26 protein-coding genes and 1 tRNA gene are annotated in these 22,251 nt (G+C 72.2%); 9 read left to right on the top strand and 18 right to left on the bottom strand.

The features are described from left to right. Window positions 1-25 precede the first annotated feature (25 nt). Together ACQPZA_RS13485 and ACQPZA_RS13480 are read left to right on the top strand one after the other, a co-directional pair. Window positions 26-613 (top strand): hypothetical protein, encoded by a 588-nt coding sequence (locus ACQPZA_RS13485; RefSeq protein ID WP_433280973.1) that lies wholly within the window; start codon window positions 26-28, stop codon window positions 611-613. A 258-nt stretch (window positions 614-871) separates the two neighbouring features. After that, a complete protein-coding gene (locus ACQPZA_RS13480; RefSeq protein ID WP_433280971.1) occupies window positions 872-1,300 on the top strand; it encodes a tyrosine-type recombinase/integrase in 429 nt (142 codons plus the stop codon). A gap of 103 nt (window positions 1,301-1,403) precedes the next feature. Here the strand turns inward: ACQPZA_RS13480 and ACQPZA_RS13475 are convergent. The 5 genes from ACQPZA_RS13475 to ACQPZA_RS13455 all read right to left on the bottom strand — a co-directional run bounded on the left by ACQPZA_RS13475 (window position 1,404) and on the right by ACQPZA_RS13455 (window position 5,433). After that, a tRNA-Pro gene (locus ACQPZA_RS13475) sits at window positions 1,404-1,477 on the bottom strand. Window positions 1,478-1,695: 218 nt separating this feature from the next. Then, on the bottom strand, window positions 1,696-2,736 hold the full coding sequence (locus ACQPZA_RS13470) for an alpha/beta fold hydrolase (protein ID WP_433280969.1): 1,041 nt from the start codon (window positions 2,734-2,736) through the stop codon (window positions 1,696-1,698). Next, window positions 2,733-3,980, bottom strand: coding sequence for a formamidase (fmdA, locus tag ACQPZA_RS13465; RefSeq protein ID WP_433280966.1), 1,248 nt, complete (start codon window positions 3,978-3,980; stop codon window positions 2,733-2,735). Before fmdA ends, ACQPZA_RS13470 begins: the two co-directional genes overlap by 4 nt. 47 nt (window positions 3,981-4,027) lie before the next feature. Continuing rightward, window positions 4,028-4,312, bottom strand: coding sequence for an FmdB family zinc ribbon protein (locus tag ACQPZA_RS13460; RefSeq protein WP_433280964.1), 285 nt, complete (start codon window positions 4,310-4,312; stop codon window positions 4,028-4,030). Window positions 4,313-4,371: 59 nt separating this feature from the next. After that, window positions 4,372-5,433 (bottom strand): substrate-binding domain-containing protein, encoded by a 1,062-nt coding sequence (locus ACQPZA_RS13455; protein WP_433280962.1) that lies wholly within the window; start codon window positions 5,431-5,433, stop codon window positions 4,372-4,374. 146 nt (window positions 5,434-5,579) lie between these two features. Between ACQPZA_RS13455 and ACQPZA_RS13450 the strand changes: the two genes are divergently transcribed. After that, window positions 5,580-6,032 carry a MarR family winged helix-turn-helix transcriptional regulator gene (locus ACQPZA_RS13450; RefSeq protein WP_433280960.1) on the top strand — a complete coding sequence of 151 codons (453 nt, stop codon included), beginning with the start codon at window positions 5,580-5,582 and terminating at the stop codon, window positions 6,030-6,032. Between the two features lie 6 nt (window positions 6,033-6,038). On the opposite strand, the gene ACQPZA_RS13445 is transcribed toward ACQPZA_RS13450, so the two are convergent. The 3 genes from ACQPZA_RS13445 to ACQPZA_RS13435 form a co-directional block, all read right to left on the bottom strand. Beyond that, entirely contained in the window at window positions 6,039-7,196 is a 1,158-nt protein-coding gene (locus ACQPZA_RS13445) for a sensor histidine kinase (protein ID WP_433280958.1), read from the bottom strand. A gap of 48 nt (window positions 7,197-7,244) precedes the next feature. After that, complete coding sequence (locus tag ACQPZA_RS13440) at window positions 7,245-7,901, bottom strand: response regulator (RefSeq protein WP_169396701.1); 657 nt, start codon at window positions 7,899-7,901, stop codon at window positions 7,245-7,247. A 96-nt stretch (window positions 7,902-7,997) separates the two neighbouring features. Further along, a complete protein-coding gene (locus tag ACQPZA_RS13435; protein WP_433280955.1) occupies window positions 7,998-9,434 on the bottom strand; it encodes an alpha/beta fold hydrolase in 1,437 nt (478 codons plus the stop codon). A 199-nt stretch (window positions 9,435-9,633) separates the two neighbouring features. Between ACQPZA_RS13435 and ACQPZA_RS13430 the strand changes: the two genes are divergently transcribed. Both ACQPZA_RS13430 and ACQPZA_RS13425 read left to right on the top strand, forming a co-directional pair. Then, a complete protein-coding gene (locus ACQPZA_RS13430; RefSeq protein WP_433280953.1) occupies window positions 9,634-11,130 on the top strand; it encodes an ATP-binding protein in 1,497 nt (498 codons plus the stop codon). 9 nt (window positions 11,131-11,139) lie between these two features. Next, complete coding sequence (locus ACQPZA_RS13425; protein ID WP_433280951.1) at window positions 11,140-11,805, top strand: response regulator transcription factor; 666 nt, start codon at window positions 11,140-11,142, stop codon at window positions 11,803-11,805. 31 nt (window positions 11,806-11,836) lie between these two features. Here ACQPZA_RS13425 and der read toward each other — a convergent pair whose 3' ends face one another. From der to ACQPZA_RS13385, 8 genes are all read right to left on the bottom strand, one after another. Continuing rightward, entirely contained in the window at window positions 11,837-13,261 is a 1,425-nt protein-coding gene (der, locus tag ACQPZA_RS13420) for a ribosome biogenesis GTPase Der (protein ID WP_433282809.1), read from the bottom strand. 71 nt (window positions 13,262-13,332) lie between these two features. Beyond that, the gene (locus ACQPZA_RS13415; protein ID WP_169396697.1) at window positions 13,333-13,974 is read right to left on the bottom strand and encodes a lysophospholipid acyltransferase family protein; all 642 of its coding nucleotides are present in this window, start codon (window positions 13,972-13,974) and stop codon (window positions 13,333-13,335) included. Continuing rightward, the gene (gene cmk / locus ACQPZA_RS13410; RefSeq protein WP_433280949.1) at window positions 13,971-14,672 is read right to left on the bottom strand and encodes a (d)CMP kinase; all 702 of its coding nucleotides are present in this window, start codon (window positions 14,670-14,672) and stop codon (window positions 13,971-13,973) included. Before cmk ends, ACQPZA_RS13415 begins: the two co-directional genes overlap by 4 nt. A gap of 119 nt (window positions 14,673-14,791) precedes the next feature. Next, complete coding sequence (aroH, locus tag ACQPZA_RS13405; RefSeq protein WP_169396696.1) at window positions 14,792-15,154, bottom strand: chorismate mutase; 363 nt, start codon at window positions 15,152-15,154, stop codon at window positions 14,792-14,794. A gap of 2 nt (window positions 15,155-15,156) precedes the next feature. Further along, window positions 15,157-15,954: a pseudouridine synthase gene (locus ACQPZA_RS13400; protein ID WP_407692212.1), complete on the bottom strand. Its 798-nt coding sequence runs from the start codon at window positions 15,952-15,954 to the stop codon at window positions 15,157-15,159. A gap of 44 nt (window positions 15,955-15,998) precedes the next feature. Further along, window positions 15,999-16,697: an SMC-Scp complex subunit ScpB gene (gene scpB, locus ACQPZA_RS13395; protein ID WP_407692214.1), complete on the bottom strand. Its 699-nt coding sequence runs from the start codon at window positions 16,695-16,697 to the stop codon at window positions 15,999-16,001. Then, on the bottom strand, window positions 16,630-17,484 hold the full coding sequence (locus ACQPZA_RS13390; protein ID WP_211174372.1) for a segregation and condensation protein A: 855 nt from the start codon (window positions 17,482-17,484) through the stop codon (window positions 16,630-16,632). The genes scpB and ACQPZA_RS13390 overlap by 68 nt, the downstream gene beginning before the upstream one ends. 2 nt (window positions 17,485-17,486) lie before the next feature. Continuing rightward, window positions 17,487-18,329, bottom strand: a complete 843-nt coding sequence (locus ACQPZA_RS13385) for a ParA family protein (RefSeq protein ID WP_407692213.1) — start codon at window positions 18,327-18,329, stop codon at window positions 17,487-17,489. 222 nt (window positions 18,330-18,551) lie between these two features. Between ACQPZA_RS13385 and ACQPZA_RS13380 the strand changes: the two genes are divergently transcribed. Continuing rightward, the gene (locus ACQPZA_RS13380) at window positions 18,552-18,716 is read left to right on the top strand and encodes a hypothetical protein (RefSeq protein ID WP_433280946.1); all 165 of its coding nucleotides are present in this window, start codon (window positions 18,552-18,554) and stop codon (window positions 18,714-18,716) included. Window positions 18,717-18,720: 4 nt separating this feature from the next. On the opposite strand, the gene ACQPZA_RS13375 is transcribed toward ACQPZA_RS13380, so the two are convergent. Together ACQPZA_RS13375 and ACQPZA_RS13370 are read right to left on the bottom strand one after the other, a co-directional pair. Then, window positions 18,721-19,635 carry a site-specific tyrosine recombinase XerD gene (locus tag ACQPZA_RS13375; RefSeq protein WP_433280944.1) on the bottom strand — a complete coding sequence of 305 codons (915 nt, stop codon included), beginning with the start codon at window positions 19,633-19,635 and terminating at the stop codon, window positions 18,721-18,723. A 114-nt stretch (window positions 19,636-19,749) separates the two neighbouring features. Continuing rightward, the gene (locus ACQPZA_RS13370; RefSeq protein ID WP_433282807.1) at window positions 19,750-20,736 is read right to left on the bottom strand and encodes an LLM class F420-dependent oxidoreductase; all 987 of its coding nucleotides are present in this window, start codon (window positions 20,734-20,736) and stop codon (window positions 19,750-19,752) included. A 197-nt stretch (window positions 20,737-20,933) separates the two neighbouring features. Between ACQPZA_RS13370 and ACQPZA_RS13365 the strand changes: the two genes are divergently transcribed. The 3 genes from ACQPZA_RS13365 to ACQPZA_RS13355 are packed head-to-tail and all read left to right on the top strand — an operon-like array spanning window position 20,934 to window position 22,249. Continuing rightward, window positions 20,934-21,203: a hypothetical protein gene (locus tag ACQPZA_RS13365; RefSeq protein ID WP_433280942.1), complete on the top strand. Its 270-nt coding sequence runs from the start codon at window positions 20,934-20,936 to the stop codon at window positions 21,201-21,203. After that, window positions 21,200-21,670: a 2-deoxy-5-keto-D-gluconate 6-phosphate aldolase domain-containing protein gene (locus tag ACQPZA_RS13360; protein ID WP_433280940.1), complete on the top strand. Its 471-nt coding sequence runs from the start codon at window positions 21,200-21,202 to the stop codon at window positions 21,668-21,670. Before ACQPZA_RS13365 ends, ACQPZA_RS13360 begins: the two co-directional genes overlap by 4 nt. 57 nt (window positions 21,671-21,727) lie before the next feature. Beyond that, window positions 21,728-22,249, top strand: a complete 522-nt coding sequence (locus ACQPZA_RS13355; protein ID WP_433280938.1) for a DUF1707 domain-containing protein — start codon at window positions 21,728-21,730, stop codon at window positions 22,247-22,249. Window positions 22,250-22,251 lie beyond the last annotated feature (2 nt).

Here is a 22,251-nt window from a genome sequence, read left to right as displayed (position 1 = left end):
CGACTTAGGATGAAGAGGAGAGCCCATGACCGGTTCATCACGATCAGCAACTCGGCGGCAGGCGCGAGTGCGGGCTCCATGGTTGGCATTGGTCTGCGCATTGCTGCTCGTGCCGGCGACGTTGCTGTTCACGGGGCAGGACACCGCGCCACAGGCATTCTGCGTCGGCTTCCTGGAAACCGCGCAGGAGGAGTGTTTCGACACGGAGCACGAACTGGTTGCCTACCAGGAGAGCACGGCCGCGGTGCCACTCGTCACGTTCTTCCGAGACATCGGAACCAAGGGGGCGACGGGGTACAAGAACTTCGTCAGCGCCTACGGTCGCAGTACCTGCGATGAGAGCGCTTCGGTCAACGAAGCCTCGGACGGGGACCTGCGCAACGACAAGTACAGCAATGGCGGCACGCTCGACAGATCAATCAGCTCACTCGTCATCCGCGATGGCAGTTCTTGCAGCCTTCTCCTGCACAGTGAAAGCAGTTTCGGTGGTGTCAGCTTCCGCACCGACGAGACCTGCAGGGACATGCGATCCTGCTACGGCCTCGTTAGCACCGGTGGCGGTTGGAGATACCACAACGTCAACGACTTCGCCCGGTCCTTCCAATTGACCTGAGCACAAGTCATGAAGCCAGTCCGCGATCGGGGCGAGCCCGTCTATCAACCTGACTTCGCGTTCGACACTCCCTACCCGGAAGGTAACCGTCAGGCGCGACGAGTTGGTCGGCGCCAGCCCCGGCGCCTGGCGGTCGCTCGGCTACACCGTCGTGCGCGATGGCCAGATGACTCGTCTGCCCGCCGAGACGTTCGGCCCGCTCCCGGCCGCTACCCGGCGCCACGGGATAGCTAGGCCGGGAACCCCTCCCCCGGAGGCTTGGTCGACAAGGGCACGAAGGGCAAGCGGGCTCGGGTTGTCCCTCTGATCGGCAACGTCCGCGATCTCGTACAGCAGCGGATCGATGCGGCGCACGGACGGCCCGATGCCCGTCTGTTCACCGGACCGCGCGGTGGCCGAATCACAACCGCCGTACTCCGCGACGCCACCCACTGGGACGAGGTTGTCAGCGAGCTCGGCCTCGAGCATCTGCGACGGCACGCCCTGCGCCACACCGGCCTGACGTGGATGGCCGACGCCGGCGTCCCGGTCCACGTGCTACGCACCATCGCTGGGCACGGATCGCTCACAACCACGCAGCGGTACCTACACCCGGACCGCCGCACGATCACGGCGGCAGGAGATGCCTTGAGTGCCTACCTCAGAGCCCCGCGGTCCCCAGGTGGTCCCCAGAGCCGCGCGCTCTAGATCATTCGGAGTCCGAGTGGCAGCTCTCCCGGCATCTACATTCCCGCAGGTAGAAATGCTGATGGGCGGCTCCCCCGACGAAAGGGAACCGCCCATCATGCCGTCGGGACGACAGGATTTGAACCTGCGACCCCTTGACCCCCAGTCAAGTGCGCTACCAAGCTGCGCCACGTCCCGGCCGCCCCCGAAGGAGCGAGATCAGCCTACCGCATGGCCGATCGGCCCCCACCGGCCGGTCGTGGCTCCCCCCAACTGGCCCGGTAGTCCGCACTTTCCCGTCGGTCACCCCGGTGCGCCGGGGATCACGACCCGGCCAGTCTGTGCCGCACGGGCCCGGCGCACTACCGCCCTCGGTCGCCCAGCGGGGGCGACCTTGGTGGGTACCGATGGGTAGCTCAGATGCCCGATGGCCGGCCCAGCAATTCCGACACTCCCTGGTCGATGAAGGCCGTGTCGACCGGATTGACGCCACCTCCGGCGAAGTGGCCCCACACGCCGGGGATCACGCGCAGCTCGGCGTTCGGCATCTGCGAGACGGCCCACTTCTCGTCCTCGGGCGGGAAGTAGAGGTCCTTCTCGGCCGGCATGACGAGCGCGCGGGCCCGGATGGAGGCCAGCGCCTCCTCGGTGGAGGAGAAGCCCGGGGTGGTGCCGACGTCGCCGTGCCACCAGGTGTCGAGCATCGTCAGCAGGTCGTTGGGATCCTTGTCGACGACGAAGATGCCCTCCCAGAAGTCGACGATGAAGTCCTCGAGGGAGGTGTGCCCGAGCTCGCGCCAGACCTCGTCGTAGTAGAAGGCCTGCGAGAAGCCCCAGCCGGCGTAGACCCTGGCGAACGCCCGCAGGCCGCGGGCGGGCAGGGCGTCCGGCGGGTACAGGCCGTCGGCGAACGCGGCGTCGGCGCGGAGGGCGTGGGCCAGCGAGTCGAGGAACACCTGGTTGTGCGGGGCCGTCCGGGGCGAGCCGCAGAACGGCAGGATCCGCTGCACCATGTCCGGGTAGCTCACCGCCCACTGGTAGCTCTGCCCCGCGCCCATCGACCAGCCGAGCACGAGCGGGAGCGTCTCGATCCCGAACACCTCCGTGACGAGGCGGTGCTGCGACGTCACGTTGTCGCGCACCGTGATCGGCGGGAAGCGGCTCCGGTCCCACGGCGCCGGCGTGTTCGACGCCGACGAGCTCAGGCCGTTGCCCAGCATGTTCGGCACGATGATGAACCAGCGGTCCGGGTCGAGCGCCATGCCCTCGCCGATCAGCCACTCGTTGTCCCAGTGCCGCCCGGAGTACCAGGTCGGGTAGACGATCGCGTTGTCCTTCGCCGCGTTCAGCGTGCCGTACGTCTGGTAGGCCACCTTGGCGGGGCGCAGCGTCGCGCCGCACTCGAGGGTGAAGTCCGGGATCTCGTGGACGTCGTACGGCGCCTCCCGGCCGGTCATGACGACACCGCGCAGCTCCCCCGGTCCGCCGTGACGGGACCGGAGGCGGACGGTCGGATGTCGAAGTCGAAGATCGCCGTGGGCAGGTAGAGCGAGCAGCAGGCGTTCGGGATGTCCACCACCCCGCTCACGCGGCCCTCGATGGGTGCGGCCCCGAGCAGCAGGTAGGCCTGCTCGCCGGAGTAGCCGAACTTCTTCAGGTACTCGACGGCGTTGAGGCACGCGTTGCGGTAGGCGACGGTGGCGTCGTTGTAGAGCTGGGTGTCGGTCGTGTGGTCGACGCCGATCCCGATGAACGTCACGAACTCCGAGTAGCGCGGCTCGACGTTGCCCGGCATGAGGATCGGGTTGGTCGTCACGCCGTAGGTCTGCATGCCGCCCTTGATCAGGTCGACGTGGAAGTCGATGAAGCCGCCCATCTCGATCGCGCCGCAGAACGTGATCTCGCCGTCGCCCTGGCTGAAGTGCAGGTCGCCGCCGGAGAACAGCGCGCCGGGGACGTGCACCGGGTAGAAGACGCGCGAGCCGCGGGTGAAGTTCTTGATGTCGTGGTTGCCGCCGTTCTCGCGGGCCGGGACCGTGCGGGCGCCGTCGCGGGCGATGGCGGCCAGGGTGTCGCCGGTGGCCGTGCCGCCGAGGGTGGACTCCTCCAGCGGCGGCAGGGCCAGCGGCGGGACGCGGTCGGGGTCGGTGGCGATGAGCGCGCGCTCGCGGTCGTTCCAGCGGGCGAGCAGCTCGGCCGACGGCGCGGTGCCGAAGAGGCCGGGGTGGGTAATGCCGGTGAACTCGACGCCGGGGATGTGCCGGGAGGTGGCCTTCTGCCCGGAGAAGTCCCAGATCGCCTTGTACGCGTCGGGGAAGGTGTCGGTGAGGAAGCCGCCGCCGTTGGCCTTGGCGAAGATCCCGGTGTATCCCCAGCCCTGGCCGGGGGCCTCGCCGACCTCCTGGGGGACGGGGCCGAGATCCAGGATGTCGACGACGAGCAGGTCACCCGGTTCGGCGCCTTCGACGTGGATGGGACCCGAGAGCATGTGCGCCCTGGTCAGGTCGACGTCGCGCACGTCGTTGGCGGAGTCGTTGTTGCCGATCTGGTTGTCGGTCCACTCGCGGCACTCCACCCGGATCGACTGGCCGGGCCGCACGGAGACCGCCGGCGGGATGTCGGGGTGCCAGCGGTTGTGTCCGGGTACGGCCTGGTCGCGCATGGACTTGGCCTGGTCGACGGAGAAGACGACGTCGGGCATGAGGGACCTCCAGAAGGGGGTACGGAGCAGGCGGTGCGGGTGGCGCGTCAGGGCCGAGGAAGGCGGGCGTGGCGCGGATCTCTGGTGACCGGCGTGGCGCGCCGGGACCGTCCGGGTAGGGACGTCACGACGTCGGGCGAGTCGGCGCTGCGCGCGCCGGCGTCGAGGGCTCGGCGCACCGCCGGGTCGAGGCTGCGCAGGGCGGGCCCGCCGAAGACCCGGCGCGCGGGTTCCCCGCAGTCCGGGCACCGGGCGGGCTCTCCGGCTTCGGCCATCGGCCGGACGAGGTCGAAGGTGTCCCCCGCGGGGCACCGGTATCCGTAGGTCGGCACTCGTCACCTCCTGAAGAACCGAAACTGTCAGATGAAACTATTTTGATGAGTAGTACCCGTCAAGGCGTGAGCTGTGCGACGACGTCCAGGGCGAGCCCGTCGGCCCGGGCCAGGTACACGCTCTGCAGCAGGTGGTTGCCCGCCATTCGGACGCTCCCCCGCGGACTGTCGTAGGCGAGGGTGTCGGCGGCGGCGGCGAGCTCGTCGGACCCGAGGCTGCCCGCCCTCTCGGCCATCCTCGCCAGCAACGTCACGCCCTCGTAACAGGATTCGCCGAGCGATCCGGGCACCGGAGCCTGCACGCCGAAGCGGGCGGCGTAGCGGCGGGAGAAGTCGAGTCCGGACGACGTGGGCAGCGCCTCGAAGTAGCCGGACGCGGCGTAGAGATCATGGGTGGCGGCGGCTCCTGTGGCGAACACCATGTTCTCCTCCATGAGCGGGCTGAGCCGCACGCAGGCGCTGTCGAGCCCCGCGGCGGCGAACGCCCGGTTGAACCGCACCGCGTCGGAGCCGACCAGCAGCATCAGCACACCGTCGGCACCGCTGCGCTCCACGCGGTGTACCGCGGCCGCGAAGTCCAGGGTGCCCAGTGGCACGAAGACCTCGTCGAGGATCCGGATGTCCGTGCGGCGGCGTGCGTAGTGGCGGGCCACCGCGGCCGACGCGAGCGGCCACACGTAGTCGTCCCCGACCACGCACCACGTCCGCACGCCCAGCTCACCTGCCATCCAGCGCAGCGCGGGGAGCAGTTGCCGGTCGGGGGTCTCCCCCGCCAGGTAGACGCCCGGGGTCCGCTCGCCGCCCTCGTAGAGGGGGCTGTAGACGTAGGGGGCGCGGCCGGACACGATCGGCGCGAGCTGCTGGCGGACCGCCGAGATGTGCCAGCCGGTGACCGCCTCCACCGCGCCGGCGCTGAGCAGCCCGTCGATCTCCCCGGCCACCGCGCGGGGCGCCCGTCCGCCGTCGACGACCCGCAGCCGCACCTCCCGCCCGAGCATGCCGCCGCCTGCGTTCACCTCGTCGACGGCCAGCAGGCCGCACGCCTCGCAGGACGGCCCGACGATCGCCGCGGGGCCGCTGCGCGGCACCACGAAGGCGACCTCCAGCGTGTCGCGTGCCATGCCCACCCCCGGTCCCGCACGGTGTCCGGTGTCGAGGTGATTCCTGCTCGGTCTGCTCTGCTGTGACGTCCTGCCGGTGACGGTGCCCGTGCCGAGGACAGTGTTTACGATGTCGGCTCCGGCGTCACGCGCCGAAGGAGGATGACGTGACTGCTTTCCGAGCGCCCGCGGCGCAACCCGCCGCGCTCGCGCCCGTACTGCCGGAGCTGCTGAACCAGGTGGCTCACCAGGCCTCCCGCCGGATGGAGGCGGCCCTCGGCCCGGACGGCCCCACGCTCGACCAGTGGCGGGTGCTCACCCTGCTCAGCGACGGCGCGGGCCATCCGATGACCGAGATCGCGAGCCACGCGATGGTGCCGGCCCCCACCCTCACCAAGATCGTCGACCGGCTGGTGGAACGGGCGCTGGTGTACCGGCGGCCCGACGAGACCGACCGCCGCCGCGTGCTGGTGTTCCTGTCCGACCACGGTCGGGCCCGGTACGAGCGGCTCGCGCCTGCCCTGACCCGCGTCGGGGACGAGCTGGCCGACGAGCTGGGCACCCAGGACGCCGCCCGGCTCGTGGAGCTCCTGGAACGCCTCCGCGCCTCGCCCGGCTGACTCCGGCTACGGGGCCGCCGTCTCCTCCGCACGGGACGGCTCGGCGGCGGGCGGCAGCGCCAGGGGCTCGTGGCGCAGCGGAAAGATCGCCCGCACGGCGAACCCCCCGCCGGCCATCGGACCCCAGGACAGCTGCCCACCCACCGACGCGACCCGTTCGGCCAGGCCGGTCAGGCCGGCTCCGCCGCCGCCCACCGTGTCGCGCCGCACGCGAATCGGGCGGGCCGGGGCCGTGTTCCGCACGTGCACCTGCAGCTCCTGCGGCTGCCAGCGCAGCTCCACGCGGACCGCGGAGCCCGGGGAGTGGCGGGCCGCGTTGGTGAGTGACTCCTGCACCACGCGGTACACGGCACGCCCGACGGCGGGACCGACCTCGGTGGGCGTCCCGCTCGGCAGCAGCTCGACGTCGACACCCGCGGCCCGCGAACCGGCCACCAGCGCCGCGATCTCGGTGAGCCCGGCGGCATGCTCGCGCCCGTCGAGCAGTCCGAGCGCGACGCGCATCTCCGCCAGCGCCCGCTTCGCCAGCGTGCGGAGCTGCTCGGCTCCGCGGCGCGTCTCGTCCTCGTTGGTGGACGCGGCGATCGCCGCCGCTCCGACCGCGATCAGCGTGGCGTGGTGCCCGACGGCGTCGTGGATCTCCCGGCCGATCCGGGCCCGTTCCTGCGCCCGCGCGGCCTCCTGCGACGCCGCCAGCGCCTCCTCGCGGGCATGTTCGAGGTCGTTCAGGCTCTCCGTCAGCCGTTCCCGGGTGGACATGAGCAGGCCCAGCGAGGTGGGTGCGATGGCGTAGAGCCCGACGAACGCCACGGTCAGCACGATCCGCTGCCAGGGCAGTGCCTGCGTCAGCAGTACCGGCGTGACGGCCGCGACGACCGGCGGCACCAGCCACGGCGCCGTGGCGTAGGCGCGGCCGGCGCGCCTGCCGAGCGTGTAGAGCGCGACCAGGGTGGCGGGCCAGCCGAGGCCGCCTGCGAGACCCCACAGCGCGCCCAGGACGGCGAGCGGGGGCCAGATGTGACGCAACGGCAGCAGCCCGCAGGCCACCAGGGCCGAGGCCACGGACCACGAGAACGGCGGCTGCGCCCACAGGACCGCAACCGCCGGGACCAGCACGGCCGCGAGCTCCGTCCCGAGGCCGCGCAGCCGCTTCCCGCTCACCATCCGACTCCCCCCGATCGGTCCCCCGTCACACGCTTCCCCGGCCGCTCCTCAGACGAGCCCCCAGCTCTTCGCCAACAGCGCGACCTGCACCCGGTTGTCCGCACCCAGCTTGATCAGCAGCGCCGACACGTACTTCTTGACCGTGGCCTCGGCCAGCCCGAGCCGGGACGCGATGGCGGCGTTCGAGTCGCCTGCCGCGAGGCCGCGCAGCACCTGCTGCTCGCGCAGTGTCAGCCCGGCGGGCTGCGGGGCCCAGCCCGTGGCGAGATGCGGGAGCAGGCGCGCGGTGATGCGCGGATCGAGCACGGCGCCACCCGCGGCGAGGTCACGCACCGCCCGGACGAGCGCATCCGGGTCGGTGTCCTTGAGCAGGAAGCCCTGCACCCCGATACGCAGCGCCTCGGCCACGTAGTCGTCGAGGTCGAACGTGGTGAGCACCGCGGCAGCCGGGGCGTCGGGACGCGACCTCAGGATCCGCAGCGCGGTGAGCCCGTCGGTGCCGGGCATCTGGACGTCGGCCAGCACCACGTCCGGCCGGTACGCGTCGACGGCGGCGAGCAGCGAGGCGCCGTCCCCGGCCACTCCGACGACCCGGACCGCGCCACTCGCCTCGAGGACGGTGCGCAGGCCGGCCAGCATCAGCGGCTCGTCATCGGCGAGAACCACACGTACGGGCCCTGGTCCGCGCCCCACGTCGACCGCCATGTGGCCGAGCGTAACCGGAGGAGCACAGGACAACCCATCCGTGCCTGCCCTTCCTCGGCCACTTCACCCCAACCCGCCCCGCATCGGCGCACGGCGTCACCGATCCGGCACGTCCGCCGGGCACCCGGTACCCACCGGAGGCACGGTCAGCTCGGTCAGGTACCGGTCCGCATGGTCGATGACGCATCGGCTTCCGGACTGGTACAGGACGTGGCCGGGACCGGCGTAGTGGATCACTGACGAGCCGGGCACGGCCGCGACCAGCACGTCCATGGTCGGCGTCTCGTCCGGCGAGCCCGCGCCCAGTAACGGCGGAAGGTCGGCGCCGGACAGTGGGGCCGGCGGGTTCACCGGTGGTGTGGGCCAACCCGAGCAGTCCAGCCGGAGAAAATGCGTGAGGCCGGAGAAGTTCGGCGACCAGGCCACGGCGCGCTCCTGGGCCTGTGCGTAGTCGTCGTAGTTGGCGTATCCCCAGCCGTCGTGGCAGTGGACCGCGGCGCCACCGGGAAACATCGGCTGCTTGGGCATCACCGCGAAACCCGAGCCGTCTCCGTTGCGCGCCAGGTCGATGGCCGTCGCGAACTGCTGCGGGGTGTCCCGCAGGGCCATCGAGTTGAACTTCAGGTCGAACCCGGCCAGCGCCGCCTCTGGCCCCTTGCCCGGCACCGGGATCGGCGAACGGTCGGCGGCGGCGACCAGCGACTGCCACACCGCCGGCACGTCCTCGCCGTGGAGCGCGCAGTCGGCAGTGGTCGCGCACCAGTCGGCGAACCGGGCGAACCGCTGTTCCACCTGCTGGTAGTGCAGGCGGTCGGCCGCGGCGCGGTCCGCGGTGTGGTCGGGCACGCCGTCCAGGAACACGGCGCGCACCCGGTCGGGGAACAGCCGGGCGTAGGCGACGGCCGGCACCCCACCGTACGAACTGCCGATGAGGCTGAGCTGCGGCTCGCCCATGGCGGCGCGGACCGCGTCGATGTCGCGCGCCACGGACGCGGAGTCCAGATGGTCGAACCGCTCCGGGTCACCGGCCCGGCACTGCTGCATCAGCGCCTGGTTCTGCGCGGCCTGGGCCTCGTACTCGTCCGCGGTGCGCGGGGGAATCTGCACGGGGCCGGGCTGGTAGCACCCGGGCGCCAACGCACCGATGACGTTGCGGGGATCGAACGTCACCACGTCGAACCGTTCGCGCAGGGCGGTGAAGGTACCGGCGACGTGCTTCAACTCCCCGATCCCCGGACTGCCCGGGCCGCCGGGGATCGCGAACACCGTGCCGATCCGCCCGGACGGATCGGTGCCGGGCAACCGGGCCAACTCCAGTGTGATCGTGCGGCCGGCCGGTTGTGCCCAGCTCACCGGTACGTCGATCGCGGCGCACTGCATGCCCGGCGGGTTGTCCTCGCCCGGGCACGCCCCCCAGACGAGGCCGGGATCGGCAACGGCGACGGCGACGGCGCTGCCGTCGTCGGCACACGCCGACATCGTCATCAGTCCGGCCACCACCAGGGCGGCGATCAACGATCTCGCACTGCGCATCGACTCTCCAACCACCGGCACTTCGGGACCTGCTGATCGTGAGGTCGCCGGGGTCCGGCGCGCGTCCCGCTGCAGGACGGTCCCGGTCTCCGCGCAGGTACGACGAACGTGGCCATCGGGTGACCCGCAGGTACGGGGTGCGATCTCCCTCCGGGGTAGGACGCGTCACGGGCATCCCGGCTCTACCGTGGGCGGCGCCATGGCAGCAGGAACCGACGAACCCCCGCCGCGCCACCCGGCGCACGGCCTGCTCGACACCGTGGCGGCCACGATCTGGTCCGGCCGGCTCAGGCCGCCGGACGGCCGGCTCCGGTTGCCGAGCGGACCGGTACGACCGCGCCGGGGTCGGCTGGTCGGGGGCGTCTGCGCCGGGCTCGCCCGGAGCCTCGGCTGGAACGTGTGGTTCGTCCGGGCGCTGCTGCTGATCATCAACGGCCCGCTGTACGTCCTGCTGTGGGTGCTGATGCCACCGGAGGGCCCGGACGGTCGGGCGACCGACACGCGTGGCCGCAACGTGGTGGTGTGGCTCGCACTCCTCGGGCTGGGCGCGGGCACGGCAGCGGTCACCGCTGCGCAGCTGGCCAGCACCGGGGTGCCGACCGGCCCGGCGATCGTGGTCGGCGTGGCCGTCGGCACGGCCTTGCCGGTGCTGTTGTGGTCACCGTTGCTCGCGTGGCGCATCCTGGCGGGGGCCGAACTGCTCGGGCTGGTGGGCTTCGCCCTCTGGACCGACGGAGTCGTCCTACGGCTCTGGCCGTGGCCCATCCCCGGACTGGTCCTCCTCGCGCTGGTGCTCTTCCTGGTGGCGCTGCGCTACGAGCGGCGGATCGCGGTGTGCGCCGGGGCCGTGACGATCGTGGCCGACGTTGCGGTCGCACCGGCGCTGACCGCCGTGCCGCTGTACGCGCCGCTGCTGCTCGCGCTGGTGATGGCCGCCGCTCTCGTACTGGGCGACAGCATCCGCACCCGGCGGCACGTCGAGCGGCGGCTCGCACAGGAGACCGATCGTCGACGTCAGGACCTCGCCCGCCAGGCGGTACTCGAAGAGCGGGCCCGCATCGCCCGGGATCTGCACGACGTGGTCGGCCACCACATGTCGATGATCGCGATCCAGGCGGAGGCAGCTGCATACAAGGTCCCGGACCTCCCCGAGCCGCTGCGCGTGCCCCTGACCGTGATCAACCAGGCCGCGCGCGCAGCCCTGGCGGAGACCCGCAGGATCGTGGGCCTGCTGCGCGACGACGCCGACGGATCCGCGGACGGGGACGCCGAGCCCGGCGCCGAGAGGTGTCCCCCACCGGGGCTCGACGGCCTCGACGACCTGGTCGAGCGGGCCAGAGGGTCAGGAATCGACGTGAGCGCGTCCGTCCTCGGTGTCCCGGTGCCGTTGCCGATCGCCGTCGACGTCTCCGCGTACCGCATCGTGCAGGAGGCGTTGACCAACGTGGCGCACCACGCACCGGGGGCCAGTGCCGAGGTGGTCATCGGCTACCACCGGACATCCCTCGCGGTGCGGATCACCGATGACGGCCCGGCGCAGGGTCACCGCAGCACCACCGGCGGGGGCGGTCACGGCCTGGTCGGCATGCGTGAGCGGGTCGCGATGCTGGGCGGCCGGCTCAGCGTCGGCCCGGCCGACGCCGGCGGCTTCGTGGTGTCGGCGCAGCTGCCCATCGGAGCCGAGGACGGACACTAGGTTCGCCGCATGACCATCTCCGTCGTGATCGCCGACGACCAGCTGATGGTGCGTGACGGGCTGGCCACGCTGCTCGCGGCCGCACCGGACATCGAGGTGATCGGGCAGGCGGCCGACGGACGCCAGGCCGTGGACATCGCGCGGGCCCTGGCGCCGGACGTGGTGGTGATGGACGTCCGCATGCCGGTGCTCGACGGAATCGCGGCCACAGCGGAACTGCTCGGTGATCCGCCACACGAGCACGGCCCACGCGTACTCGTGCTCACCACGTTCGATCTCGACGAGTACGTCTACGACGCGCTGGGCGCCGGGGCCAGCGGGTTCCTGTTCAAGGACGCTCCCACCGCCGACCTGGTCCACGCCGTCCGGGTGGTGGCAGGCGGCGAGGCGCTGCTCGCGCCGTCGGTCACGCGGCGGCTCATCGCCGACTTCGCCAGGCGGCGCCGCGCCGGTACGACGCGTCCCGAGGCCGTCGGTGCACTGACCCCGCGTGAGCTCGAGGTGCTGCGGCTGGTCGCCCGCGGCATGTCCAACGCCGAGATCGCCGCCATGCTGGTGGTGGGCGAACAGACCGTCAAGACGCACGTGGGCCGGGTGTTGATGAAGCTGGGCCTGCGCGACCGCACCCAGGCCGTGGTGTTCGCCTACGAGAACGGCATCGCCGCCCAGCCGTAGCGGACCGACGGCACGGGCAGACGAGCCGCGCTCAGCTCTTCCGCCCCCGCTTCTCCCGCACCCGCACCGAGATCCGCACCGGCGACCCGGTGAACCCGAACTCCTCGCGCAACCGGCGCTCGAGGAACCGCCGGTACCCCGCCTCCAGGAACCCGCTCGTGAACAGCACGAACGTCGGAGGGCGGGTCTGGGCCTGGGTGGCGAACAGCACCTTGGGCTGCTTCCCGCTGCGCACCGGCGGCGGGGTCGCCGCGATCACCTCGGCCAGCCAGCCGTTGAGCCGGCCGGTGGGGATCCGCCGGTCCCACGACGCCAGGGCGGTGCGCAACGCCGGCGCGATCTTGGCGACCGACCGCCCGGTCAGTGCGGACACGTTGACCCGCTCGGCCCACTGCACGCGCACGAGGTCCCGCTCCAGCTCCCGCTTCATCGCCAGGCGCCGGTCCTCGTCGACGAGGTCCCACTTGTTGAACACGAGAACCAGTGCCCGGCCGGCCTCCTCCGCCATGCCGATCACGCGCTGGTCCTGCTCGGCGATGGGCTCGCTCGCGTCGATCAGCACGACCGCCACCTCGGCGGCCTCGATCGCCGCCCGCGTGCGCAGGCTCGCGTAGTACTCCATGCCGCTCGCCATGTGGACGCGCTTGCGCAGGCCCGCCGTGTCGACGAACCGCCACACCTCGCCGTCGAGATCGACGAGCGAGTCGACGGGGTCGACGGTGGTGCCGGCGACGTCGTGGACGACCGACCGGACCTCGCCGGAGACGCGGTTGAGCAGGCTGGACTTGCCGACGTTGGGCTTGCCGACGAGCGCGACGCGGCGCGGGCCGCCCACCCCGGTGCCCGGGAGGTCACGCGGGCTCTCCGGCAGCGCGTCGAGCACGGCGTCGAGCAGGTCGCCCGACCCACGCCCGTGCAGGCCGCTGACCGGGTGGGGCTCGCCGAGTCCGAGGCGCCACAGGGCGGCCGTGTCGGACGTCAGCCGGTCGTCGTCGACCTTCGTGGCGGCGAGCAGGACCGGACGGTCCGAGCGGCGCAGCACCCGGGCCACGGCCTCGTCGGTGGCCGTGGCACCGACGCTCGCGTCGACCACCAGCAGCACCGCGTCGGCGGTCTGGATGGCCATCTCCGCCTGAGCGGCGACAGCGGCCTGCAGTCCGGTGGCGTCGGGCTCCCACCCGCCGGTGTCGACGAGGGTGAAGCGGCGGCCGTTCCACAGGGCGTCGTAGGCGATCCGGTCGCGGGTGACCCCCGGGATGTCCTGCACCACCGCCTCGCGGCGCCCGATCAGCCGGTTGACCAGCGTGGACTTGCCGACGTTCGGCCGCCCGACGACGGCGAGCACCGGCGCGGGCAGCAGCCCACCCGACTCGGGATCGCCGTCCGCCCCGGACGGGTAGCCGTCGTCCTCGTCGGTGCTCACGAACTCACCGGGATCGAGTCCCAGTGCCGCCATCGCGGCCACGTCCCCGCCGTCGCTGCGCCGGGCCTCGTTGCTCGGCCCCACCTGCGGGCCATCGGTACCACTCACGTCCTGCTCCGAACATCATCGAGTTCTCGGACCATCCCGGCCAGTGCGGCCCGGACGGTCTCGGTGGCGGTGGTCAGGCCGGCCCGGCCACCACCGGCGGGGATGGTCAGCGACTCCCCCACCAATACGTCCACGTGCGGTCGCCATCGCCTGCCCGACCCGTTGCGGCGTCGGGTACCCCGGCAGACCACCGGAAGCACGACAGCACCGGAGGTGCGGGCCAGCCACGCGGCCCCGTGCTGTGCCGCGACGACCTCGCCGCTGCCGCGGGTGCCCTCCGGGAAGACCCCGATCAGGCCCCCGGCGCGCAGCACGTCGACCGCCACCGTCAACGCCCGCCGGTCCGGCGCCCCGCGGAGCACCGACAACTGCCCGATCCGCCGCAGCCACCAGCCGAGCGCTCCGGCGAACATCTCCTGCTTGGTGAGGAACACCGCGCGGCGCCCCAGTAGTCCGAACAACAGCGGTCCGTCGACCAACGAACTGTGGTTGGCGACGAGCACGACCGGCCCGGACGCCGGGATGCGCTCCCGGTGGTGCACCCGCACACGGAAGAACGGGCCGAGCAGCCACGTGCCGATCCAGCGGGCCAGGTCGTGCAGCCACGGCCACGTGCCCGGGGGCAGATCGGCGCTCACGTCACCAGACCTCGCTCCCGCACCAGTCGCAGCAGCTCGGCCAGCACGTCGTCGACACTGAGCTCGTCGGTGTCCAGCACGACCGCGTCGGACGCGACCTGCAACGGCGAGGTCCTGCGCGTGGAGTCGAGCCGGTCGCGGCGCCGGACGTCGGCCAGCACGACGGCCATGTCCCCGGTGCGTCCGGCCTTGCGGTCCTGGGCGCCCCGACGGGCGGCCCGGACGTGCTCCGAGGCCGTGAGGTACACCTTCAGCGGGGCGTCCGGCACGACGACGCTGCCGATGTCCCGGCCCTCCACCACGATGCCGCCGCCCACCACCGCGTCGGCCACGATCGTGCGCTGCCGCGCCACCAGCGCCGCACGCACGGCAGGCACGGCCGAGACCGCGCTCACCGCCGCCGTCACCGCAGGCCCCCGGATCTCGGCCTCGACGTCCTCACCCGAGAGCAGGATCCGCGGAGCGTCCGGGTCGACCACCGACTGCAGGTTCGGAACAGCGCCGAGCGCGATGCCTTCCGCCGCAGGGTCGGCGCCGTCGAGACCCGCGCGCAGCACCGCGAGGGTGAGCGCCCGGTACATGGCGCCCGTGTCGAGGTAGGCGGCAGCGCAGGCACCGGCCAGCCGCCGTGACACCGTGGACTTCCCGGTGCCCGACGGGCCGTCCATCGCCACGACCCCGCGCAACCGCCCTGTCACCGTTCGCCCCTGTCCGGGCCAGCGGCCCACCACCTGCCGCGCGCCGACCGCGGATCGCCGACCATCATGCCGTGCGGGCCGCCGATGATCTCAGGTCGGGGGCCCGGCGAGCCCGCCGCCTACTGGGGCAGGTCCGTACGCAGGGCCGTCGCCCCCCGCAGGTAGACGTGCCGCACCTCCGCACGCGCCCGCTCCGTCTCGACGTGTGCGAGCAGCCGCAGCGTGCGCGGCAGCGCCCCCGGCACCGCGATCTCCGACGCACAGAGCAGCGGCACGTCGGTCAGGCCGAGCATCCGCGCCGCGTAGGCGGGGAACTCGGCGGTGAGATCGGGCGTGGCCGTGAAGACGATCGAGATGATGTCGTCCGCGGTGAGCCCGTTGCGGTCGAGCACCGCGGTGACCAGCTCGGCCGAACCGTCGAGGATCTCCTGGCGTGTGTCCCCGTCCACCTGGATGGCCCCGCGCACAGCACGAACCGCCACCGCTACATCCCCACCGAGCGGTACAGCGATCCCACCTCTTGCTGCGTGAGCGGGCGGAACCGGCCCGGCCGCTGGTCGCCGAGGCGTACGTCGCCGATCGCGGTGCGCACGAGCCGCTGCACCGGGAAGCCGACCTCGTCGAGCAGCCTGCGCACCACGTGCTTGCGCCCCTCGTGGATCACCAGCTCGACCAGCGAGCGGCCCGGGGTGGAGTCGACCAGCTTGAACGAGTGCACGGTGACCAGCCCGTCCTCCAGGTCGACGCCGTCGCGCAACCGGCGCCCGAGGCCGTGCGGCACCTGGCCCATGACCTCGGCGAGGTAGGTCTTCTCCACCTCGAACGACGGGTGCATCAGCCGGTGGCCGAGCTCGCCGTCGTTGGTGAGCAGCAGGAGGCCCTCGGTCTCGGCGTCGAGCCGCCCGACGTGGAACAGCCGGGCGCGGGGCGCGCCGTCGAAGTGCTCGTCGACGATGCCCCGCTCGACGACGAGGTCGCCGACGCAGGGCCGGCCCCGGTCGTCGGACATCGTGGAGAGGATCCCGCGCGGTTTGTTCAGGGCGAGGTGCACGAGGTCGTCGCGCAGCACGATCCGGGCGCCGTCGACGTGCACGACGGCCGTCTCCGGGTCGACCCGCCTGCCCATCTCGCGCACGATCTTGCCGTCGACACTCACCCGGCCCGCGGCGATCAGCTCCTCCGCCGCACGCCGGGACGCGACGCCGGCCTGGGCCAGCACCTTCTGCAGGCGCACGCCGTCGGGCCGGGCTCCGGTCGTCATTCCACTCATCTCAGTGCTCATGTCTCGTACTCATCGGTGGTGCTCATGTCTGGGTGCCTTGGTCGTCACAGCTCGTCGATCGCGTCCACGTCGGGCAGCAGCGGCGCCAGCGCGGGAAGCTCCTCCAGCGACGACAGCCCCAGCCGCTCGAGGAACAGCTCGGTGGTGCAGAACAACGTGCCCTGCGTGGAGTCGTCGACCCCGGCCTCCTGCACCAGCCCACGGGTGAGCAGGGTGCGCAGCACGCCGTCGCAGTTGACCCCGCGCACCGCCGACACGCGGGCGCGCGTGACCGGCTGCCGGTAGGCCACCACAGCCAGCGTCTCGAGGGCGGCCCGGGTGAGCCGGGCCCGCTGTCCGTCGAGCAGCAGGCGTTCGACGTAGGGGGCGTACTGGTCACGGGTGTAGAAGCGCCATCCCGCTCCGACGTGGCGCAGGTCGATGCCCCGCCCGGCTTCGGCGTAGCTCACCGACAGGCGCTGCAGCGCAGCCCGCACCCGCGCGACGGGCTGCTGCACGGCCAGCGCGAGCGTCTCGTCGTCGGTGGGTGCGTCGACCACCAGCAGCAGCGCCTCGAGCGCCGCGTCGAGCTCGGTGTCGCTCAGCACGACCTGCTCGACAGCGGCGCCGTCGGGGTCGGGGGCGCCGTCGGGCTCGGGGGTGGTGGTCACATCGGTGAGGCTCACGGGCCTGTCGTCACTCATCCCGCTCGTCGGGGCCGGCCGCTGCGGTATCGGGCCCGGATGCGTGTCCGGGCTGGTCAGCCGGACTCCAGCGTACCGTCAGCTCGCCGAACGGCTCCGGCTGCTCCAGATAGACGCTCGCCTCCCGGTACAGCTCCAGCAGCGCGAGGAAGCGGGCGACCACCTCGAGCGGCCCGGCGCAGTCGGCGGTGAGCACGGCGAAGGTGGCGACCCCCAGCTCGGCGAGCCGCTCCCGCAGCAGCGCGGCGTGCTCGGCCACCGACACCTTCGCGAAGTGCAGGTGGTCGAGCCCGACGGTGGGCGGCGGCTTGGGGCGGAACACCGAGGCCGCGAGGTCGGCGAACGTCTCGGGGTTGACGCCCAGCAGCACCTCGGGGAGCAGCACGGCGAACCGCTCCTCCAGCGCCACCGACCGCGGGAACCGGCGCATCGCGCCGGCCTCGAGCTCCACGAACAACGCCGCCACCTGCTTGTACGCGCGGTACTGCAGGAGCCGTGCGAACAGCAGATCCCGGGCTTCGAGCAGCGCGAGGTCCTCGGCGTCCTCCACCTCGGCGTCGGGCAGCAGCCGGGCCGCCTTCAGATCGAGCAGGGTGGCCGCGATCACCAGGAACTCGGTGGTCTCGTCGAGGTCGGCGTCGTCGCCGAGCGCGGTGAGGTGCGCGATGAAGTCGTCGGTGACGGTGTGCAGCGCCATCTCGGTGATGTCGAGCTCGTGCTTCCCGATCAGCTGCAGCAGCAGGTCGAACGGGCCCTCGAAGTTGTGCAGGCGCACCTGGAACCGGGGGCGGGTGCCCTCGGCCAGTGGCGGACCGTCCCCGATGGACGACCCGGTCTCATCGAGCAGCGTCACCGTGCGATGACCTCACGGGCCAGCAGGCGGTACGCCTCGGCGCCGTTGGACGTGGGGGCCCACGAGGTGATGGGCTCGCCGGCCACCGTGGTCTCCGGGAAGCGCACCGTCCGGTTGATCACGGACTCGAACACCAGGTCACCGAACGCCTCGATCACCCGCTGGCGCACCTCGCGGGTGTGCAGCGTGCGTGGGTCGAACATCGTGGCCAGGATGCCGAGGATCTTCAGGTCGGGGTTGAGCCGCTCCTGCACCTTGTCGATCGTGTCCATCAGCAGCGCCACGCCCCGCAGGCTGAAGAACTCGCACGCCAGCGGGATGAGGATCTGGTCGGCGCACGCCAGCGCGTTGATCGTGAGCAGCCCGAGCGACGGCTGGCAGTCGATGAGGATGATGTCGTACTTGTCCAGCACCGGCTTGATTGCGCGGCCGAGCGCCTGCTCGCGTCCGACCTCGGTGACGAGCTGCACTTCGGCGGCGGACAGGTCGATGTTGCTCGGCAGCAGGTCCATGCCCTCGACGGAGGTCTCGAGGATCACGTCCTCGATCTCCACGCCCCGCTCCATGAGCAGGTTGTAGATCGTGGTGTCGAGCTCGTGGGCCTGCACGCCCAGGCCGACCGAGAGTGCACCCTGCGGGTCGAAGTCGACGAGCAGCACCTTGCGGCCGTACTCGGCGAGAGCGGCACCGAGGTTGATGGTCGACGTCGTCTTGCCGACGCCGCCCTTCTGGTTGGCGACCGCGATGACCCGCGCCGGGCCGTGCTCGGTGAGCGGAGCCGGTTCCGGGACCTTCACATACGGCCTTCCCGCAGAGTCGGCAGCCACGTCCGGCTCGATACCGTCGTGATCGTCGGCATAGCTATCCTCGTCGAGCGGCTCCGGTTGGGGGGCGAAGGGCCGCGGTGTGTCCAATGCGGGCTCCGGTCTCTGGCGGGCGACCCCACGGAGGGCCGATCCGGGCAGACTAGGAGGCCGACTTGACGACGGGCAACGCGCCCCGCCGTACGGCGGCCGACCGATCGACCTCAACTGGCCGACCGGAGGCCCACGTTACCCGTGGTGACGGCCGGCCGTTCGGGCGGCGCCCGCTCACACCGGACGGGTGATCAGCTCACCAGCAGCCACGAGATCACGTACGGCGTCGCCATCGGCCGGGAACGCCGCATCCCGGTCTACACCCGGCTCGAGGACGTGCCCGGCTGCGCCGTGGCGGCCGCCGGCTGAGCACCTACCCGAGAGCCCGCGGGTGCGACGTCGCGTAGACCTCGCGCAGCGTGTCGACCGTGACGCTGGTGTAGATCTGCGTGGTGGTCACCGACGCGTGGCCGAGCAGCTCCTGCACCACGCGGACGTCCGCTCCGCCCGCGAGCAGGTGCGTGGCGAAGCAGTGCCGCAGCGTGTGGGGCGAGACGGCGGCGGAGAGCCCGGCCGCCTCCGCCGCGGCGCGCAGCACGTGCCAGGCACTCTGCCGGGACAGCCGCCCGCCGCGGGCGTTGACCAGCAGTGCCGGGGTGCCCCGGCCGCGGGCGGCGAGGCCGGGACGCGCCCGCACCAGGTAGGCCTCGACCGCGGCGAGCGCGGGGCGCCCCACCGGGACTATCCGCTGCTTGCCGCCCTTGCCGCGCAGCAGCACCGTGCGGTTCGCGGCGTCGAGGTCGTCCCGGTCGATCCCGACGGCCTCCGAGATCCGCGCTCCGGTGGAGTACAGCAACTCCAGCAGGGCCCGGTCACGCAACGGTCCCGGCCCCTCCCCGATGCACCCGGCCAGCAGCTGTTCGACCTGGTCGAGGGACAGAGCGCGGGGCAGCCGCGCCGGCAGGGCGGGCGGGCGCACCTCACGGGCGACGTCCTCGGCCAGCAGGCCGTCCCGCACGGCGAACCTGTGCAGCCCGCGCACGGCCGCGAGGGCACGGGCGGCCGAGGACGCCGCGAGCGAGGACGGACCGCTGCGCAGCGCCACCACGAACCCGGCGACGTCGTCCTCCCGCACGGCGGCGAGGTCGTCGATCCCGCGGGCCGCCAGGTGCTCGAGGTAGCGCTGCAGGTCGGTGCCGTAGGAGCGCAGGGTGTTGGCCGCACTCCCCCGCTCCACCATGAGGTGGTGCAGGAAGGCCTCCACGACGTCACCAGGCCGGGCACCCACGGGAGCATCCTGCCGCACGGACCCGCCCCCACCTTGCAGCAAAGCCACTTTCACGCAACGACGTGGCATGAAAGTGGCTTTGCTGCAACGGGGCGGGGGCCGGTCGGGGGCCGGTCAGCTCAGCGCCGGGATCACCTCGCGCTCGAACATCTCGATGCCCGAGCGGTCGTAGGCCGCCTCCGGGAAGTTGAAGATCCCGTAGGTCAGGCCCATCTCCCGCAGCGCCCCGAGCCGCTCGACGATCTGGGCCGGGGTGCCGAAGGTGGTGGTGCCGCGCGTCTCGTTCACCACGGCCTCGGCCTTCTCCGCGCCGATGTACGGCTCGATCCGCGCCCTGGTGGCGGCCAGCCGCTTCTCGGCGTCGGCCTCGGTCTCGCCGATGGCCACGCGGAAGTTCGACGAGCGGACGATGGCGTCGAAGTCGGTGCCGACCGTCTCGCAGTGCTGCCGCAGCAGTTCCGACTTGTGGGTGAAGACGTCGGGCTCGCCGGTGAAGTTGGTGTAGCGGGCGTACTTCGCCGCGATCTTCAGCGTCACCTTCTCCCCGCCGCCCGCGATCCACAGCGGGATGCCGCCGTCCTGCAACGGCAGGGGCCTGACGATGGCGTCGCTCACCTGGTACTGCTTGCCGTCGAGCGTCGCACGGCCCTCGGTCCAGGCCTGACGCATGATCTGGACGCCCTCGTCGAGCATCTGCAGGCGCTCCCGGGCGGGCGGGAACCCGTAGCCGTAGGCACGCCACTCGTGCTCGTACCAGCCGGCGCCGATGCCCATCTCGATGCGGCCACCCGAGACGATGTCGCAGGTGGCGGCCACCTTCGCCAGGTAGACGGGGTTGCGGTAGCTCATGCAGGTGCACATCTGCCCGAGTCGCACCCGCTCGGTGACGGCGCCGAACGCCGACATGAGCGTCCAGGCCTCGTGGGTGGCCTCGTCGGTGGGGACGGGCACGGTGTGGAAGTGGTCGAAGACCCAGATCGACTCCCACGGGCCGGCGTCGGCGTGCTGCGCGAGGCCCTTCATGGTGTGCCACTGCTCGTGAGGGTCGATGCCGACGAGGTCGTGTCGCCATCCTTGGGGAACGAACATTCCGAAGCGCATTCCGGTCACGGACTTCCATACTAGTGCGGATCACCCGTTGACACCGAACGTGCACGGTACGACGTGCAGCACGCATCGAGGACCTCTCCACGGCCGCCGGATCGGCACACTGGACGTCGATACCTGACAGCGGCCGCTGTGCTCGCTCATGCCGCCCGCCGCGGCGCCGCTCCCGCCACCGCAACGAGGGAGACGACATGAGCACCGCCCCGACGACCACGCCCGCCACCGTCGCACCCGACCTCCTGATCCTGGCCATGGACCACCGCGAGTCGCTGGCCCGGACCGTCTACGAGTGGCGAGACCCCCTGACCGACGAGCAGGCGGCACTGATCGCCGACGGCAAGCAACTGGTCTTCGCGGGCCTTCGCGCCGCGCTCGACCGCGGTGCCCCGGCCGGGCCCGGGGGTGCTGGTCGACGAGCGGTACGGCGCGCCGCGAGCAGCAGGACGCGCTCGCCCAGGTGACCGGTGAGCTGCACCGGGCCGGACGACGGCTGCTGCTCGAACTGCTGGTGCCGCCCACGCCAGAGCAGCACGAGAACCTCGGCGACGACTACGACCGCGCGCTGCGTCCCCCGCTGACCGAACAGGTCATCACCGACATGCAAGGGGCCGGAGCAGCACCGGACATCTGGAAGATCGAGGGCCTGGACCTGGCCGAGGACGCCGAGCGCGTCGTCGCCGCCGCGCGTCAGGGCGGCCGCGACGACGTCCGGTGCGTGGTGCTGGGACGCGACGCCGACCAGTCACAGCTCGACCGCTGGCTGCGCGTGGCCGCCGGGGTGGACGGCTTCCACGGCTTCGCCATCGGCCGCACCATCTGGGAGAAACCGCTGCTCGCGCACGTCCGTGGCGAGCTCGACGAGACCGGCGTGGTCGATCAGGTCGCCACGGCCTACCAGCACTACGCCGACACCTACCACTCGGTCTGAGCAGCGGGGGCGGCCGGAGCTGACCAACGGGACGAAACGCCCGGTACCGTCGCTCCCATGAGCACGTCCGACCCCCGTCCGATCCGGATCGGCAACGCGGAGCGGGAGGCCGCCGTGCGCGCGCTCGGCGACCACTACGCACAGGGCAGGCTCGACCAGGACGAGTACGAGGAACGTGTGACCGCGGCGTACGCCGCCCGCACCTCCGGCGATCTGGCGCCCCTGTTCGAGGACCTCCCCGGCGGCGACGAGCAGCCCACCACCGTGCTGCCGGCTCCGCCCGCCGTCGCCGCGCCGTTCTCCCCTGCCGCGCGCCACCCGCACGACCTCGCGGCGCCCTACGGCCGCGACCCGGCGACCGGCGCGCCCTACTCCGACCGCTACAAGGTCGCGGCCGGGGTGATGCAACTGCTGCTGCCGTTCGGAATCGGGCGGTTCTACACCGGGCACACCGGCATCGCGGTCGCCCAGCTCGTGCTGAGCTTCGCCGGGATCGGCCTGCTCTGGGCGTTCATCGACGGCATCGTGATCCTCGCCGGCCGGCCGACCGACCGCCACGGACGCCCGCTGCGTCCCTGAGG

The organism is Pseudonocardia xinjiangensis, from assembly GCF_050948425.1.
GTDB lineage: Bacteria > Actinomycetota > Actinomycetes > Mycobacteriales > Pseudonocardiaceae > Pseudonocardia > Pseudonocardia xinjiangensis.
The sequence above is the reverse complement of the archived record's forward strand: the minus strand, read 5'-3'. Positions and strand labels throughout refer to the sequence as shown.